We start from the raw sequence: 14,728 nt of genomic DNA, 5'->3' as shown, positions 1-14,728 counted from the left end.
ATTTAAGCATAGAAGAATTGTTTTCAAATCAACTGAAAGGTAGTGAGCCCATGATCGAACAAAATTTTTATGATAATATCAATGTGCTAGAGTGCATTGAAAGAGACGGGATAAAAATTGAGATTTTTCAGTATAAAAATCTGCGAGGGCTTAGGGACGCTCGCCTTGCAGAAAATTTGTATAATCTTGAGAGAGTAGGAATGAGCCTAAAGCAGGTAAAAATCACCCTTCAAAACAGCTCGATAACTACCGAACCAGGAGCTCTTTATTTTCACAAAGGGGATATTTGTGCAGAATGCCAGATAGGAGGAGTTGGAGGCCTTGCAAAGAAATTGATTAAGAATTCACTTACTGAGGAAGCTGCCTTCACTCCTACTTATTCAGGTACTGGAGAGATTTTCCTTGAGCCAAGTTTCGGCCATTTCATATTGATGGAACTGGACAATGATCCGATTATTGTAGATAAGGGAATTTTCTATTGCTGTGAAAGCGGAGTCAATGTAGAAGTTTCGTCCCAGAAAAACCTATCAGCCGGACTATTTGGAGGAGAAGGTTGGTTTCAGACCAAACTCAGTGGAAAGGGCCTATGTGTTCTTGCAATCCCAGTGCCTCTAAGTGAGATTCTGAAATATGAGCTTAATAATGAAAGACTACAAGTCGATGGAAACTTTGTGTTCCTAAGATCATCCTCTATCAAATTTACGGTTGAGAGATCTGCAAAAAAATTGGTTGGAAATATAACCAGTGGAGAAGGAGCACTTCATACCTATGAAGGCACTGGAAAGATATGGATGGCTCCCACACAGCCCATGTATAAAACACTTGGACAGTATAACCACCCACTTACTGTAGAAAATATTAGTGAGTGAAAAAGCTGATTTTAATTATCTTATATTTACAGGATCCTGGATAGATTAAGTCTGGCTCAAAAATGGGAGAAAGTTTTAAAAAACTTAAAGATGAATTCATTAAAAATATGAGCAGCTTGCCAAGCTGGCAAAATAATTAATGAGTTAGAAAAAGAGTTAACCTAGTTGTAATTGAAAAAGTCAGCTTTCTTATCTAAAAAGTTTAAAATGAAGCTCTCATTCACATATTTTGAGATATGACAAAACTTGACTCTCACAGGATCTCTTCCTCTCTTTGAAGGATCCAAAAGTTCCCTTCTGTCTCTGAGAATCATTTTCACGTCCCAGAAATGTCTTTCTTTCTTCAATCAAATGTGTATAATAGTACTATCCTAATTTACTTCCCAATTGTAGACTTAAGCTTAATTTTAGACAGGTTTTTACACCCACTACCGCATATATGTTGAAAAAGAAACTGGAGAATTAATATCTCCTGAAGTATTGTCTATTGAAATAGACTTCCTGCACAGAAGCTTTCTTTTTCGCGGTACTGATCCCAAGAATGGAGTAAGGAGTGCAGTGTCTCAGGATCGAGCTAACGAGTCCCATAAAAGCGATTAGTGCAACAATCCACTTCCAGTGAGATCTTTTTACAAGACCTGTTGACAGTGCGAGAGTTGCAAGTACTCCATATATGGTTCGGAAAAGGAGATCAAAGCCTCCTACATTTTCTTCCAGAAACAATTTTTTGAGATTCATCGGACAAAAACCCCTTATAAACCCTCGTACATACTTATAGAGCCCTCAATATATAGCATTATTCTATTTGTACTCATTAGTATTACGTTCTCAGCTATTCGCAGTATTTTTGTATTGCTCACAGTATGTTATTATATTGCAGCAGGCTTGTGCCGTATTTATAGTATGTTTGTGTTATACTTGCAGATGGTATATTTGTGTTATATTTGCAGCATGTTTTCGCCGTATTTGTATCATGTTTATATTCCCAGAAAGTCTGAAGAGAAATTATGTAACCCCCGAAAAGATTGACATCCAAAAAATACAAAATATATAACAAGAGACGGAAGGTTTCTAATTATGCCTGAAATAAAACTTGACAGATCGATCTCATATCTCGAAGGTACACAACGAGTATTTGATGAGGCCACAACCCTGGAAAACACCAAAGATGAGATAAAAAAAATAGGCGTTACCCGAATTGCAGATATTACGAATTTGGATAGGCTTGGAATACCCATTTTCTCGGCAATCCGCCCCAGTGCCGCAAAGGGAGCGATCAGTATTTACTCAGGCAAGGGCTCGACCGAGCAGCGAGCCCGGATTTCAGCAATAATGGAGAGTTTTGAGCGCTGCCTGGCAGAAAGACCTGGCCTGAACGCAAATGTAAAAGGCGAGATTTCCGCTCCGGCTCTTATAGAATCTTATATCAGAGCCGAAGAAAGCTGCACAGTGCTTGACCCGGCAACACTACTTCTGCCTCAGCCTTATCTTCCCCAATCCCTGTGCGAGTGGGTTGGAGCATACGACATTATGAACAAAGAGGAAGTGTTCGTAAGCTCCAATTCGGTTTACCACCCATATGACTCACCCGGACAATGCCAGAAACTCTTCCTGAGCAATACCAATGGACTGGCATCAGGAAACGTGATTGAGGAAGCCATTCTCCACGGGCTTCTCGAGGTTATAGAAAGGGACGCAGTCAGTATTGCCCAGTTTTCCCGCAATCTCGGAAAGGAAATCATACTGACTGAGGAAGACGGATACCTGTACGAGCTTGCCAGCAAGTTTAAGGATGCAGGAATAGAACTAAAAATCTGGCTGGTTCCAACCGATACCGGCATTCCGACAGTAATTGCGGCAACTGACGACGTAAAGTTGAAAGATCCAGCGCTTCTTGTCATGGGGGCAGGCTCTCACCTGAAACCCGAAATTGCAGTTTCACGGGCCATAACCGAAGCTGCCCAGTCGAGATTAGTCCAGATACAGGGAGCAAGGGAAGACACAGACAGGGAAGGTTTTATCCGAAGTGTGGGATACGACCGCATGAAACGTTTGAACTGGTTCTGGTTTGAAGAAGGAGAAAAAATATCCCTTTCCGAAGTGCAGGACCTTTCCAGGAGAAGCCCCGCAGAAAATATTGATGTAATACTCGAAAAACTTCAGGGTCTTGCCGAAAGAGTGCTAGTAGTAGACCTCTCAAGAGAAGAAGTTAAAGTGCCGGTTGTCAGAGTAATAATCCCTGGATTCGAACTTTTCACTATTGACAGGGATCGGAAAGGAAAAAGAATCGGTTCCCAAAGAAAGAGAGAATTTTCCAGAAACAAAAATGAAAAGCCGTGGAAGAGACGATGAAAGCAAGGGCGGTAATCTTTACAGGCAACAGCATCAGCCACGAGGACTCAAGAGAAATCCTCAGGGCAAATTACCAGCCACCTGTACGCAGGTTCCAGCTTGATAAATTCGTCCAGAAAGGGTATAAGGTCATAGGGATAATAGACGGAATCTTTTTTGACAGGGCTGCAGTAGGGCATAGGGAGATTCTGTCTGCACTTGATGCAGGCGTAAAGGTCGTAGGAGGGGCCAGCATGGGAGCTCTCAGAGCTTCGGAACTGGATACCCACGGGATGATAGGCGTAGGAAATGTTTACGAGTGGTACAGGGACGGGGTAATTGAATCTGATGATGAGGTAGCGGTAAGCACCAATCCTGATACTTTCGAGCCAATCTCCGTGCCCCTTGTCAATATAAGGGAGACCCTGAAAGCCGCATTTACCTCAGGACTTGTGGGTGAAAAAGAGCATAATGGCCTCCTGGAGCTTGCAATTGACACCTATTACCCTGACCGGAGCTATTTCGGGCTTGTGAAAGAAGGGGCGAAAAAAGGGTTGATCCCGGAAGAAAAGAAAAAATCCATTCTGGATTTTTGCACAGGCAATGAAGTTGACGTAAAAAGGGAAGATGCAGTCCTTGTGCTTGAAACTGTAAAAAAGCTGATTGAAGAGGCCTGAAACTTCAAACCTCCCTTTTCAGATATCTTCTTTTTTAGACCTCTCTTTTCAGATATCTCCCATTAGTATTTTCAAATTTTCAGATTTTTTTCAGCATTTTCTTTTTTCAATGCTTTATAATATAAAGCCTGATAATGTACAGACTTGCAATTAAGACAAGGAAGTTATAAACAGCCCTGAAAATTGGGATGTATTGATGCTCAAACCAGATTTCAATTATCCGCTCTATGGAGAAATAGAGCTGGAAAGTGGATACAAGTAGAAGCAGCATGGAGATGAGGAAAATTCCTTTTTTGAAATTCTCCCCCATCTCAGACACTTTTTCCACTTTTGGCTCTGGTTTCAGATCTAAAGTTTCACTCATACAAACCGCCTCCTTAGAATTACCGCCGAACAGAACAGGATTGCAGATAAAGCGAGGCTGAACCCTGGTGCTTCTTTTTTATCGGCATACTCCTCTTCAGGAATTATCTCAGTTTCCACCACATTTTCGAATTCGCTTGTTTGGATCTTCCGAGCCTGAGTATTATTTCTATTTTTGACCTCAACTATGGGGCTAAGCTGAATATAGCCTTCTCCGCGCTCGACTATTGTATCGTTGTTCCAGACGAGGACTTCGACAATGTAATTATACTGGTCAGGTATTGTCAGGTTGACAGTCTGGATAACTGTGGCTTCGGGTTTGATTTCTCCTGTGTGCGTCCAGACCTTATCTGCAAGGAGTCCAGCATCCATTTCGCGAACCTTAACAAGCATACGGAAATCTTTGCTCGTTTCCCTGCCTTCATTTGCCAGATAGATATCATTTTCAACAAGGACTTTTCCCCCGTCTACTTTTTTCACTCTGAAATCCATTTCGGGAATTCCAAGCCCTGTCTCCTGCACCTCAGCAGGCAGAGCATCAAGATTGTAAACTTTGATTTCTCCATTGCCTTTCTGAACATTTTCTTCAAAAAGGACACTACGGAGATCGTATCCTCCGTTCTTCGGAAGGGTCAGGACCTGACTCACTGATTTTGTATCACCCTTCTTTAGCACTCCTAGTTCGATCTGCTTCTGTGTTTCAAGCAGTCCGCTTTCCCGGCTATAGGCTTTAAGAAGAAGTGAAGTATTTTTCATACTGTCACCCTGCATTTTTTCGATATACGTTGTGACATTAAGGTCTATGAAAGTCGTTCCTGTACGTTCTGCTGAGATGTCCATGTCCTTAACATTGTAGTAACTTTCTTCTTCAAAATTCTTAATGCAGCCGCTTCCGAAGGTGAAAGTAATAATAAAGAGTATTAAGAACAAATTTTTTAAGAAAAATAATTGAGCCGACTTGCTACCCAACTTTCTCAAGATTTGTCACCTTTTAATAAGTTATATTTCAAAGTATATGCTTTTTCCCTTAGTGGACACTTTTACTTTTCTTAGCGAAATAATTGGATGAAAATTATTAATATGAACAAATCAATATTCAGATAGGGAGTAAAATGGAGTAGTTAGAGCATAGAGTGCAAGCCTGAAGAATTCCAATTGTGATCTGTGGCTCTGAAATTACTGGAAAAAACGAATCTGTAAAAAGGATGAAAAATCCGTAATACGGAATAAAAACCAGGAATACAAATCGAGAACTTGAGGGGAAATTATGGGAAACATTGAAATCGAATCTATGCCGCGAAGACAGATACTTATCGCTACCGATGGCTCAGAGACTGCAAAAGAAGCCGCGGACTTCGGGATGGAAATGGTTGGGTGTAGTGGGGCAAAAGTATATGCCGTGTATGTCATTGAAACAACTCCTTATCGTTCAGTTCCTCTGGATCAAATCTGGTCAAAAGAAACTCTTGACGAATTTGAGAGAGTAGGACATGAAGCAACCTCTTATATAGAGAAGATTGGAAAATCAGTAGGAGCGGAAGTTGAATCCAGAGTGCTGAAAGGCAATCCGGCTGAAAAGATATTGAGCTTCGCAGAAGACAATAATATTGATATGATCATAGTAGGGTCGCTTGGAAAAAGCGGATATGAGCGTGTTTTAGTTGGAAGTGTATCTGATAAAATTATAAGGCATGCAAAGGTTCCGGTTCTGGTTGTTCGAGAACGACATAAAAGTGAGAAAAAACTGATACAAGAATAATCCCTGAGTAGCTAAATGAGACAAGCTGCTTTTTAGATGAGCTCATAACATGTTAGGAAGAAGAGTATCCAGCTGAAAAGATCTAGATTTTGCAGAAAAACAAGCTGTTGATATGCTTTTCGTGGGTTCGATCTGGATAAAACGATATTGAATACTTTCTTCTTGGAAGCTACCCGGAAAGGTTGTAAGAAACTCAAAGGTTCCAGTACTTGTAATTCACGGAAAGAATCGTAAAAAAGATAAAAATTCAGAAAATTGTAGTGAGCAATTCCAAAATTTAAAATTTTTTTCTTTGGAGCTTGTTTTTTGAGTAATTAATTAAGTTTCTGACCAACGTTTCCGATCACGGAAGCACTTATAAAAGATATAAAGTATAACAGTAAGATGGATTATGGTATTAACTTAATAAAAAATCCAGAATATTAGGGGGTAAGTATGGAGGGTAGTAGTGAACTTAAATCCAAACCTCAAAGACGAATTTTGATCGCTACTGACGGCTCAAAAACCTCTGAAAACGTAGTAGATTTCGGGATAGAAATTGCTAGGTTCAGTGGAGCAAAGATCTATGCCGTATATGTCATCGATATAAGCTTTTTTGACACAGTTATGATGGATGAATGGTGGGTAAAAAACGCCTACGAGGATTTTGAGAGAGTTGGCCGTGAAGCAATCTGCTGCATAGAAGAAAATGCAAAAGCTGCCGGAGTAGAAGCTACACCCATATTGCTTAAAGGAAATCCGGCTGAAGAAATTCTAGATTTTGCAGATAATCAGAAAGTTGACATGATTGTCATAGGTTCTACTGGAAAAAGCAGAGTTGAGCGTTTTATGCTTGGAGGTGTGTCCGAAAAAGTTGTCAGGAACTCAAAAATCCCGGTACTTGTTGTACGTGAGAGGTTTAAACCTGAAAGTTTCGTCCGTTGTGATCAAGAAGATAAAGATATTCCAGCCAATTTCGTATCTGGAGAGCCTCAGTGAAAAAGCCGGAATTCAAAATAGAAATGTATCAGTCTACTTTTTTGTAAAATTTTTAACCAAAAAGATACGATTGTGGGGAAAACCATAGTGGGAAATAAGAATTGCAGAATAGAGTTATCAGGATGTAAATTCAAGAATTGGAGGGGAAATCAATGCTGAGTGAAAAGGTGGAAGAAGCACTGAACGAGCAGATCAATAAAGAAATGTACTCGTCTTACCTGTACCTTGCTATGTCAGCATACAGTTCATCAATGGGGCTTCCAGGATTTGCTCATTGGTTCAGAGTCCAGGTAGAAGAAGAGAACATTCATGCAATGAAGCTCTTTGATTACATAAACAATCAGGATGGGAGGGTTAAGCTGAAGGAGATTAAAGAGCCGCCTATGGAATTCGGGACAGCTATGGAAATGTTTCAGCAGACCTTGAAACACGAACAGTTTATTACTCGTTCAATTCATGAACTGGTAGAGCTTGCCAACGCTGAAAAAGATGAAGATACAGTTTCTTTCCTGCAGTGGTACGTTGAAGAACAGGTAGAAGAGGAAGAAAATGACAAAGAGATTATTGCCAAACTGAGAGGTGTCGATAAAAATGAATATGTAATTCCCTCAGTTGATCAAGAGCTGGCAAAAAGACTTCCTCCCAGATAACCTTTCCGAGAAAACTGAAGAAAAAAATCCCAATATTCTGAAAAGCCCTTACAAAAGTCGTTACAGAAGAGGACAAATCTTTCAGTAAGGTGTTCAGTCAGGTTTTAATATATGGAATTTGAAAAGCACAGCGAAATGTCAAGCAATCTGGAACTCGATATTGTGAAAAAAAGTTTTGAATGGCTCTCTGCCCAGCAAATTAAGTCCGTAAAAAAACTTTCAAGTACCTTATCCGCCCACGCTCTCTGGGCGCTCCCGAACCCTTATATAACTCGCCTGATTCTTGAACAGGATAACTATGGTTCCTGGAACTCTTCAATCAGGGACACCGCAAGGGCCTGCTCAGCCCTCTCAACAGAAGGGATTGTATTCATGGCTTCAGCAAAATGGCTGCTTGCCAGAAAAAGCGAAAATTCCTGGAACAGGGATGTTTACGATACAGCCTATGTCCTCGCAGCTCTTGCAGATATGGGAACTCAAGATAAAGACGGATGCAACTGGTTATTCGAAAACTATTGCCCTGCCTGGGAACAGATCGGCACTACATCCCTTATCATTATGGCTCTCAAAAAACAAGATAAGCTGGCAAAAACCAGAACCTTTGAAACTTTCATCCGGGAAAAAGCGAGATGGATTCTTTCAAAAAAAGGACCAGACGGCGGATGGACGCATATCTCCACAAGCAACCTGGCAATTCAAGCCCTACTTCTTGCAGGCTTCAAAGACGAGGTTAAAGATTCTATCAAGTGGCTCCTTAAAAATGTCCACGAAAGCGGGGCTTGGGGAAATAAGGACGATGATATAAATGCTACTGCTCTGACTTTGAGTACATTGGGGCTTTATAAAAAGACTTGAAATCTTTCAACTTTTTTATTTGTCCTCAATTTCCGCTTTGAGTTCGTAATAACAATCTTCAAAAATTTCCTGGTTACCGTCATCGAATTCCAAGATTTCGAAATCAAACAGGTCTGCAAATTCCCGAACAGAATCATCGAAATTTTCAGTATATTCAAGCCCGGTATTAATCTTTGCAACCCTTTTGTAACCGATCATTTCGTGAGTCTTTTTCATTAATTTTAATGCTTTTGCGGGATCACTATTTAGTTTATCTAGTTGAATTAATTCCCTCCAGCTCTTACTACCCATGGGAGTAAAGAGATATGTTCCAGCATCACTGACACTTTTGAGTCTACTTAGATAATTCTGGACTCCTCCCACAGTCGCTCCTATACAGTCATCCACAATTCTATGGTCCTTGTCTTTAAGAATACGAACCGGGCATGAGATAGAACATTGTTCAAAATCTTTTTCAACGTCTCCAAGTACATTTCCGCATAAGCCGTAAAAGAGCAAAATCCCGGAAGAAAAGGGAGCGATAGTGCTTATGGTTTCATATACCTTAATTTTTAACTCTTTAGGACTTCTATGAAGGCCCAGTTCCATCAAATGGATCAAAACCGTATATTTCCTACAATCGCTTTTGATTTCAGGCAGCGACAAAATGTCTTCTAGAGAGAGTATTTTATACTGAAGGTTTACTTTATTCAGTTTTTCTACGAATTCCTGGACATTTTCGCTTTCAACTATAATAATCTCATCAATAGAAGAGTCATTTTCAAGAATCCAGATTATTTCATCCTGCATTATCTTGCAAGAAATAATACTCATAAGAGGCATCTAAATATCTCCGTAGAAATTATCTGCCATATAGCTCTCAATTCCTTCAAACATTGACCCACAGCCATTAGATCACGCAGTCAAGTCGTTTTCGCTCAAGCCTTTTTTGAAAAGGCTTGTGATCAAGCCCTCTGCCAGACCCGAAAAAAATTGAATAAATAATCTTGCCAGCATAATCAATCATCTTGACTCAGCTCAGATTCTTCATTATAATTCAGCCCTCTTGAGCGTAGCGAAAAGGGCACCGTCCTCCCGAGACGGAACTCGGGTAGCGAAAAGGGCTTCGGGAGCACGAAGCGAAATTCGGGCAGCGAAAAGGGCACCGTCCTCCCGAGACGGAACTCGGGCGAGGCGGGACTCGGGCGTTACAGCACAGAGTACAGCATTGATGCCGTTCCTATTCCCAGGGGCTCAGTTACAAGTTGCACATCGTATTTCTTTCGAAGCTCTTCAGAAATTGCGCAGGGAATCCCAGGAGTGGAAAGTACGCAATTCTCGGAAAGTACGGCTTCAGGAATTGTATTTGCGCAGGGGGTCGCCTCGAAGATGATGGAGAATTTTTTTGGATTTTCAAGGTCGAAAGGAATAACCCCGAGGCTTGAAATAGTTTTCTGAAGGAGAGTTTCGTCAGGATCGTATCCGTAAACCCTGAAGCCTTTCTGCACTAAATGTGCTGCTCCGGGAAAACCTACCTTCCCGAGGCCCACAACAAGTACATCCTTTGAGTCGACTTTCAGATATCTGGAAGCGATCTCGGCATAAATAATGCCTGTGCAGGGCTGGTTGTTGGCTATTTTTCCATTTTTGAGGTTATGCGCAAGATAGGTATGGTCGTCTGCCATAAGAACAACTTCGGCTCCGTTTCGCACAGCTTCGTAATAGCCGCTGACATCCGGCATATCCGTAACAAAACTGTCAAATCCGAAATATTGACTAATTGCATGTAGGGAAGCCGAGAAATTTCCTATTATTCCGTTTCCTGAAGTTACAGGCACGATACCTACTTTTTCAGAGCTTGGAGAAGTACCGTAGAGAGCTTTGCAGACGTCTTTTATGTCAAGCCCTGTTACTTTTCGCACAGCGGAGTCGGCTTCCTGAAGCTGCTTATTAATATTTATCAAATCACTAGGAGTTAAGAGTGCCATCTTTATCGCCATTTCCTATATTGGGGGAATTTGAATGTTGGATTCTTTAAATTCTGGTTTTAAGAATCTGAATTTCTTTAATCTGAGTTTCTTTAATCCTTCTTAATTCCCTTTCCAGTCATTTAATATTCCTCAGACAGCCTCTCCAAAACGCTCCTTCAGAACCGAAAGTCCCTTGCATTTTTTTGCCTCGGCTTCTTCCTTATCCTTGCCCCAGAAAATCAGGGTGAACACCGGGTTCCCTCCCTTGCAAAGTAAAATCTCAATTCCGGGTTCTTCGTAGAATTTTCCGTAGTCTATGCCCATGGAGAGTACCTGTTCTCCCACGGGAACAAGAATCCCGTTTTCTCCGAGCATTATGTGCTCGTAAATGCAGTATTTGTTCTCAGGAAAATCCTCAATTTCCTCAATACCGTCAGTAAAGGCATGGAACAGGAGTTCAATCAGGTTAATCCCTGAAGAATAGTAAACGGCTGTTGGAGTCTGGCTTGGGAAACGAGCATCGATTTCGATTACCTTGAGCCCTCTGGGACCGGAGATTGCTTCCACATCCATAATCCCTTTCAAGGACAGGCTTGCTGCAAGAGCATGGGAAATCTGCCTGAAGGAAGTGTCGAGAGGAAGTGGGGTTACCATATGGCAGTCATAAGTTTCGTCTATGTGGACCAGGGTCTCTTTCACCACGGCAAAATTTTTTCCATCCCCTACAACTTCAAGAGAAACGACTTCGCCTTCCACATATTCCTCAACCAGCATGCCAGGTTCAAGGGCTTTAAGCTCTTCGTTATCATAGATTATCCTGGCTCCAACACTACTGCTTTCACAGGGAGGTTTTACAAAATAAGGCGGCTCAGAAGGACTGTCTTGCGGAGTCGGGACTCCTATAGATTTAAAATAATCTTTTGAGCTTTTTTTATCCCTGCTTATTTGGTAAGCTTCAAAATCGAAAAGTACCGGGCAGGAGAACTTTTCTTTTACGGAATCCAGAAATTCGATGCAGGCGAAGTTTTCGTTTACAGGAAGTAAAGCATCAACTTTTTTTGAAAGTTCGAAAAGTTTTTCAGGTTCCTTTGTTACGTCAAAACAGTGAAATTCATCTGCGTAGTTTCGGATAAGAGCCTGTGGATTTTTATCTACCAGAACTACTTTCATTCCGGCTTTTTTAGACAGATATGCAGCTTCGAAGCCCTGGAGTTTCCCGCCCACAAGACAGATCGTTTTCAAGCTAGCACCCCAGGACTGCTTCAAAGTCAGCCTGCCTGGCAGGTTCCATACCCATGGTTTCAAGCCTGTGAATCACACTTTTTATGTCCCTGTCCCGCTCTGTAAGGTCGCGGTCATAGTTTGCAACGCCTTCAAGTTGGGAATCGGGAGGTAGGATAGAAGTAACAATGTTTGCCCCTGCATTTAAGCGGTGAACCATACCGTCAATGCCTTCCAGATCAAGGGAAGCAGGGATGAGGCGTTTAGGAAACATTAATCTGAGAACCGAGATGATTTTCAGCTCCGAAAGACAGGATTTATCTCTGAAATCCTCAAGCGGGGTTCCTTCCTGGGGCAAGAAGGTCATAACTCTGACCATATCAGGATCATTAGTGCTCATTCCCCTTAAGGATAGAATAGTGGATTCGATATCGTTTCCGATACCTGTAAGAATCCCGTCTTCTACACAATACCCCTGTTTTTTAGCAAAAAGACGTGCATTGACACGTCCATAGAATGACTGACCAACTCTAAGTTTCCGGTAGAGTTCAGTGTCATATGTTTCTTGGTAAAGAGCCAGGAAGTTTGCTCCTTTTTCCCTGGCTTTGATAAGGGTAGAGTTATCCATCAAGCCCGGAGAAATCATTATCGGGAGCCCAAGTTCTTCTTTTACTATCTGGACAAGCTCAACGAATCTGTCCGGGTCTTCATAGTAATAGGGGTCTTCTCCCATGGTCAGGTCAACCATATGAAAACCTGCTCCTTTCAGGGTTTTGCAGGTTTCTTTTATCTCTTCCGCGGTCAGTCGATAGCGATTGATCTCGTTTTTACAGTTATAATAGCAAAAGGAGCATCGATTTTTACAGTAAGTGGAGAAATAGATGAAACAATTAAGAAATACCCTGTTGCCAAAATAATGATCTCTTACTTTTCGCGCTGCAGAGTAAAGTCTTTCCAGGTCTTCTTCAGATTCCAGGGAAAGAAGAAACCTAAGGTCGTTGTCAGATAATTGGTATCCTTCAATGATCTTTTCCCCTAAACTGTCAAATTCATCAAGTGCCATTTTTTGGATCAAAATTTCACCCTCTCATAGATTCTTCAAATATTTTCCGACCCTACTAAAGTCGAATTGCCATTTTAGTCTCGTCACTTAGCCTATTTTGCCATATTGAGTTTGTGCCATCCTGTTTTTTGATTCAATATTGCCATTCTATTTCTTGCCATTCGATATTGCCATTTTACTTTTTGCCATTCAATAATATTATTCTGTTTTTGCCATTCAATACTGCTATTCTGTTTTTTCCATTCAATTTGACGTTCTAATGTCTCCAATTTAGTTTTAGCTGCTTCAGAATATTTAAAAAGGATTTTCCAGTTTATAAACTGGTTGAAATCCCGTTATAGTAAGATTCGGACCTTGATGCCCTCTTAATATTTTTAAAGTCGTGCATAACCTTGAGCAAGCGCTCAAGTCCGAAACCGGCACCTATCCAGGGTTTGTCAATGCCCCATTCCCTGTCAAGAGGAACTGGCCCGACGACTGCCGAAGAAAGTTCCAGATCTCCGTGCATTACATCAAGTGTATCCCCATAGACCATACAGGAATCTCCTACGATTTCGAAGTCGATTTCCAGATAGTCCAGGAACTCTTTGATGAGGGCTTCAAGATTTTCCCGGGTGCAGCCTGAACCCATCTGGCAGAAATTCACCATGGTAAATTCTTCCAAGTGCTCTTTGCCGTCAGACTCTTTCCGGTAACAAGGCCCTACTTCAAAAATTTTTATTGGGTCGGGTAAAATCCGATCGAGTTTTCGCAGATAGTTGTAAAGATTTGGGGCAAGCATTGGCCTCAAGCAAAGGTTATTATCTATCCTGAAGACCTGTTTAGAAAGTTCAGTATCGCTGTTAATGCCCATTCTCTCCACATATTCTGCCGGAATAAGGATAGGAGACTTGATTTCCAGAAAACCCCGATCTACAAAAAATTTCGTAATATCACGTTCGAGTTTTCCGAGATAGTTTTCCCGCTCATCGGCATAGATACGCTGGAAGTCGCCTTTTCTCCTTGTCAGCAGTTCGGACTCAAGTTCCCTGAAAGGCTTTGATATGTTCAGGGAAATTTTATCTTCAGGACTCAAGAGAGCCTCAACCCTATCAAGCTGGCTCCTCGTAAGTGCAGGACCAGATGCTGATGCAGGAACAGAAGAATGTGAAGCTGAACTTGCCGGTGCAGGAACTGATCCAGATGCACTCGTCGATGCCTTTGCAGATACAGGACTTTCCAGAGGCTTTGGAGCCCTTGAGACTGATTTTGGCATGGCTTTTTTGACCTTTGGAGCAGAAACTACCTTAACTTTCACACTTGTTTTGCTCTCAGTCGACCTTGTGAGGAAATTCGTTATATCCTCGTCCGAAACCTTACAGCGCTTGCAGGTTTTCCTGTATTTGTGATGCCTGAATGCTCTGGCTGTTCTACAGCTCCTGGAATTATTCACAACAAGATGGTCTCCGCACGCCATTTCAATATAGATTTTCCTTCTTGAGACCTCATGATGCGTGATTTTGTGGAGCGTGCCAGTTCTGGACATCCAGAGCCCGGTAGCAGATATTAGAACATCTAATGGTTTTTTATCCATAGTGTCACCCCTGGTGAATTAAAAGCCCGAATGATTTCCAAGAAAGAGTATTTCAAAATCCCAGCTTACTGAATATAAGCACGGAGTCAGCAATTTGCTGACAGCTACCCGGAAAATAAAAGCGATCCACACAATAGAAACAATTTATATATTCTGGAAAAATCTCCAGCTTTTATAAAAGATTTCGGCGGAATGATATTGAAGTATTATTGTATTGCCATTCCGGGATTCAGAAATATGGCGGAAACCCCGGGAATCTAACCCGGCTAAACGGATTTAGAGTCCATTCGATCTACATGATCAGGTTTCCTCCTAGGTAAAATAGATTGGACAAAGCGTTTTGCTTCCTGTGTGGTTATCTTATCCTGTGTGGTTATCTTAATTAGTAAGATAAAATATTATTGTTTAATATATATGTTTATTGGTTAAATTCCAAAAAA

Annotated in this window: 16 protein-coding genes; 7 read left to right on the top strand and 9 right to left on the bottom strand. The window is 41.3% G+C overall.

Going from position 1 to position 14,728, the window contains the following annotated elements; all coding sequences use genetic code 11:
• Positions 1-50: 50 nt before the first annotated feature.
• The gene (locus tag BP549_RS01905; protein ID WP_292377647.1) at positions 51-869 is read left to right on the top strand and encodes an AIM24 family protein; all 819 of its coding nucleotides are present in this window, start codon (positions 51-53) and stop codon (positions 867-869) included.
• Positions 870-1,331: 462 nt separating this feature from the next.
• Here BP549_RS01905 and BP549_RS01900 read toward each other — a convergent pair whose 3' ends face one another.
• Positions 1,332-1,607, bottom strand: coding sequence for a YgaP family membrane protein (locus tag BP549_RS01900; RefSeq protein ID WP_292376889.1), 276 nt, complete (start codon positions 1,605-1,607; stop codon positions 1,332-1,334).
• A gap of 339 nt (positions 1,608-1,946) precedes the next feature.
• On the opposite strand from BP549_RS01900, the gene BP549_RS01895 reads away from it, so the two are divergent.
• Complete coding sequence (locus BP549_RS01895; protein WP_292377646.1) at positions 1,947-3,221, top strand: YcaO-related McrA-glycine thioamidation protein; 1,275 nt, start codon at positions 1,947-1,949, stop codon at positions 3,219-3,221.
• The gene (locus tag BP549_RS01890) at positions 3,218-3,877 is read left to right on the top strand and encodes a TfuA-related McrA-glycine thioamidation protein (RefSeq protein WP_394339056.1); all 660 of its coding nucleotides are present in this window, start codon (positions 3,218-3,220) and stop codon (positions 3,875-3,877) included. The genes BP549_RS01895 and BP549_RS01890 overlap by 4 nt, the downstream gene beginning before the upstream one ends.
• A gap of 106 nt (positions 3,878-3,983) precedes the next feature.
• Here BP549_RS01890 and BP549_RS01885 read toward each other — a convergent pair whose 3' ends face one another.
• Both BP549_RS01885 and BP549_RS01880 read right to left on the bottom strand, forming a co-directional pair.
• Positions 3,984-4,241 (bottom strand): hypothetical protein, encoded by a 258-nt coding sequence (locus tag BP549_RS01885; protein ID WP_292377643.1) that lies wholly within the window; start codon positions 4,239-4,241, stop codon positions 3,984-3,986.
• Positions 4,238-5,170, bottom strand: a complete 933-nt coding sequence (locus BP549_RS01880; RefSeq protein WP_422655872.1) for a DUF7490 domain-containing protein — start codon at positions 5,168-5,170, stop codon at positions 4,238-4,240. The genes BP549_RS01885 and BP549_RS01880 overlap by 4 nt, the downstream gene beginning before the upstream one ends.
• A gap of 337 nt (positions 5,171-5,507) precedes the next feature.
• On the opposite strand from BP549_RS01880, the gene BP549_RS01875 reads away from it, so the two are divergent.
• The 4 genes from BP549_RS01875 to BP549_RS01860 all read left to right on the top strand — a co-directional run bounded on the left by BP549_RS01875 (position 5,508) and on the right by BP549_RS01860 (position 8,482).
• Entirely contained in the window at positions 5,508-5,999 is a 492-nt protein-coding gene (locus tag BP549_RS01875; protein WP_292377640.1) for a universal stress protein, read from the top strand.
• Between the two features lie 435 nt (positions 6,000-6,434).
• Positions 6,435-6,977 (top strand): universal stress protein, encoded by a 543-nt coding sequence (locus tag BP549_RS01870; protein ID WP_292377638.1) that lies wholly within the window; start codon positions 6,435-6,437, stop codon positions 6,975-6,977.
• Positions 6,978-7,129: 152 nt separating this feature from the next.
• The gene (locus tag BP549_RS01865; protein ID WP_292376894.1) at positions 7,130-7,627 is read left to right on the top strand and encodes a ferritin; all 498 of its coding nucleotides are present in this window, start codon (positions 7,130-7,132) and stop codon (positions 7,625-7,627) included.
• A gap of 111 nt (positions 7,628-7,738) precedes the next feature.
• A complete protein-coding gene (locus BP549_RS01860) occupies positions 7,739-8,482 on the top strand; it encodes a prenyltransferase/squalene oxidase repeat-containing protein (protein WP_292377637.1) in 744 nt (247 codons plus the stop codon).
• 15 nt (positions 8,483-8,497) lie between these two features.
• Here the strand turns inward: BP549_RS01860 and BP549_RS01855 are convergent, their stop codons facing one another.
• The 6 genes from BP549_RS01855 to pylS all read right to left on the bottom strand — a co-directional run bounded on the left by BP549_RS01855 (position 8,498) and on the right by pylS (position 14,288).
• Positions 8,498-9,304 carry a DUF1638 domain-containing protein gene (locus tag BP549_RS01855; protein ID WP_292376896.1) on the bottom strand — a complete coding sequence of 269 codons (807 nt, stop codon included), beginning with the start codon at positions 9,302-9,304 and terminating at the stop codon, positions 8,498-8,500.
• 365 nt (positions 9,305-9,669) lie between these two features.
• Positions 9,670-10,461 carry a 3-methylornithyl-N6-L-lysine dehydrogenase PylD gene (gene pylD / locus BP549_RS01850; protein WP_292377636.1) on the bottom strand — a complete coding sequence of 264 codons (792 nt, stop codon included), beginning with the start codon at positions 10,459-10,461 and terminating at the stop codon, positions 9,670-9,672.
• A 120-nt stretch (positions 10,462-10,581) separates the two neighbouring features.
• Entirely contained in the window at positions 10,582-11,673 is a 1,092-nt protein-coding gene (pylC, locus tag BP549_RS01845; protein WP_292377786.1) for a 3-methylornithine--L-lysine ligase PylC, read from the bottom strand.
• Between the two features lies 1 nt (position 11,674).
• Positions 11,675-12,727 carry a methylornithine synthase PylB gene (gene pylB, locus BP549_RS01840; protein WP_292377634.1) on the bottom strand — a complete coding sequence of 351 codons (1,053 nt, stop codon included), beginning with the start codon at positions 12,725-12,727 and terminating at the stop codon, positions 11,675-11,677.
• Between the two features lie 80 nt (positions 12,728-12,807).
• Positions 12,808-12,984, bottom strand: coding sequence for a hypothetical protein (locus tag BP549_RS01835; protein ID WP_292377632.1), 177 nt, complete (start codon positions 12,982-12,984; stop codon positions 12,808-12,810).
• Positions 12,985-13,028: 44 nt separating this feature from the next.
• Positions 13,029-14,288 carry a pyrrolysine--tRNA(Pyl) ligase gene (pylS, locus tag BP549_RS01830; protein WP_292377631.1) on the bottom strand — a complete coding sequence of 420 codons (1,260 nt, stop codon included), beginning with the start codon at positions 14,286-14,288 and terminating at the stop codon, positions 13,029-13,031.
• Positions 14,289-14,728 lie beyond the last annotated feature (440 nt).

It is taken from the genome of Methanosarcina sp. UBA289 (genome assembly GCA_002496565.1).
In the GTDB taxonomy this organism is placed as follows: domain Archaea; phylum Halobacteriota; class Methanosarcinia; order Methanosarcinales; family Methanosarcinaceae; genus Methanosarcina.
This window is presented reverse-complemented; position numbering and strand designations above follow the sequence as displayed.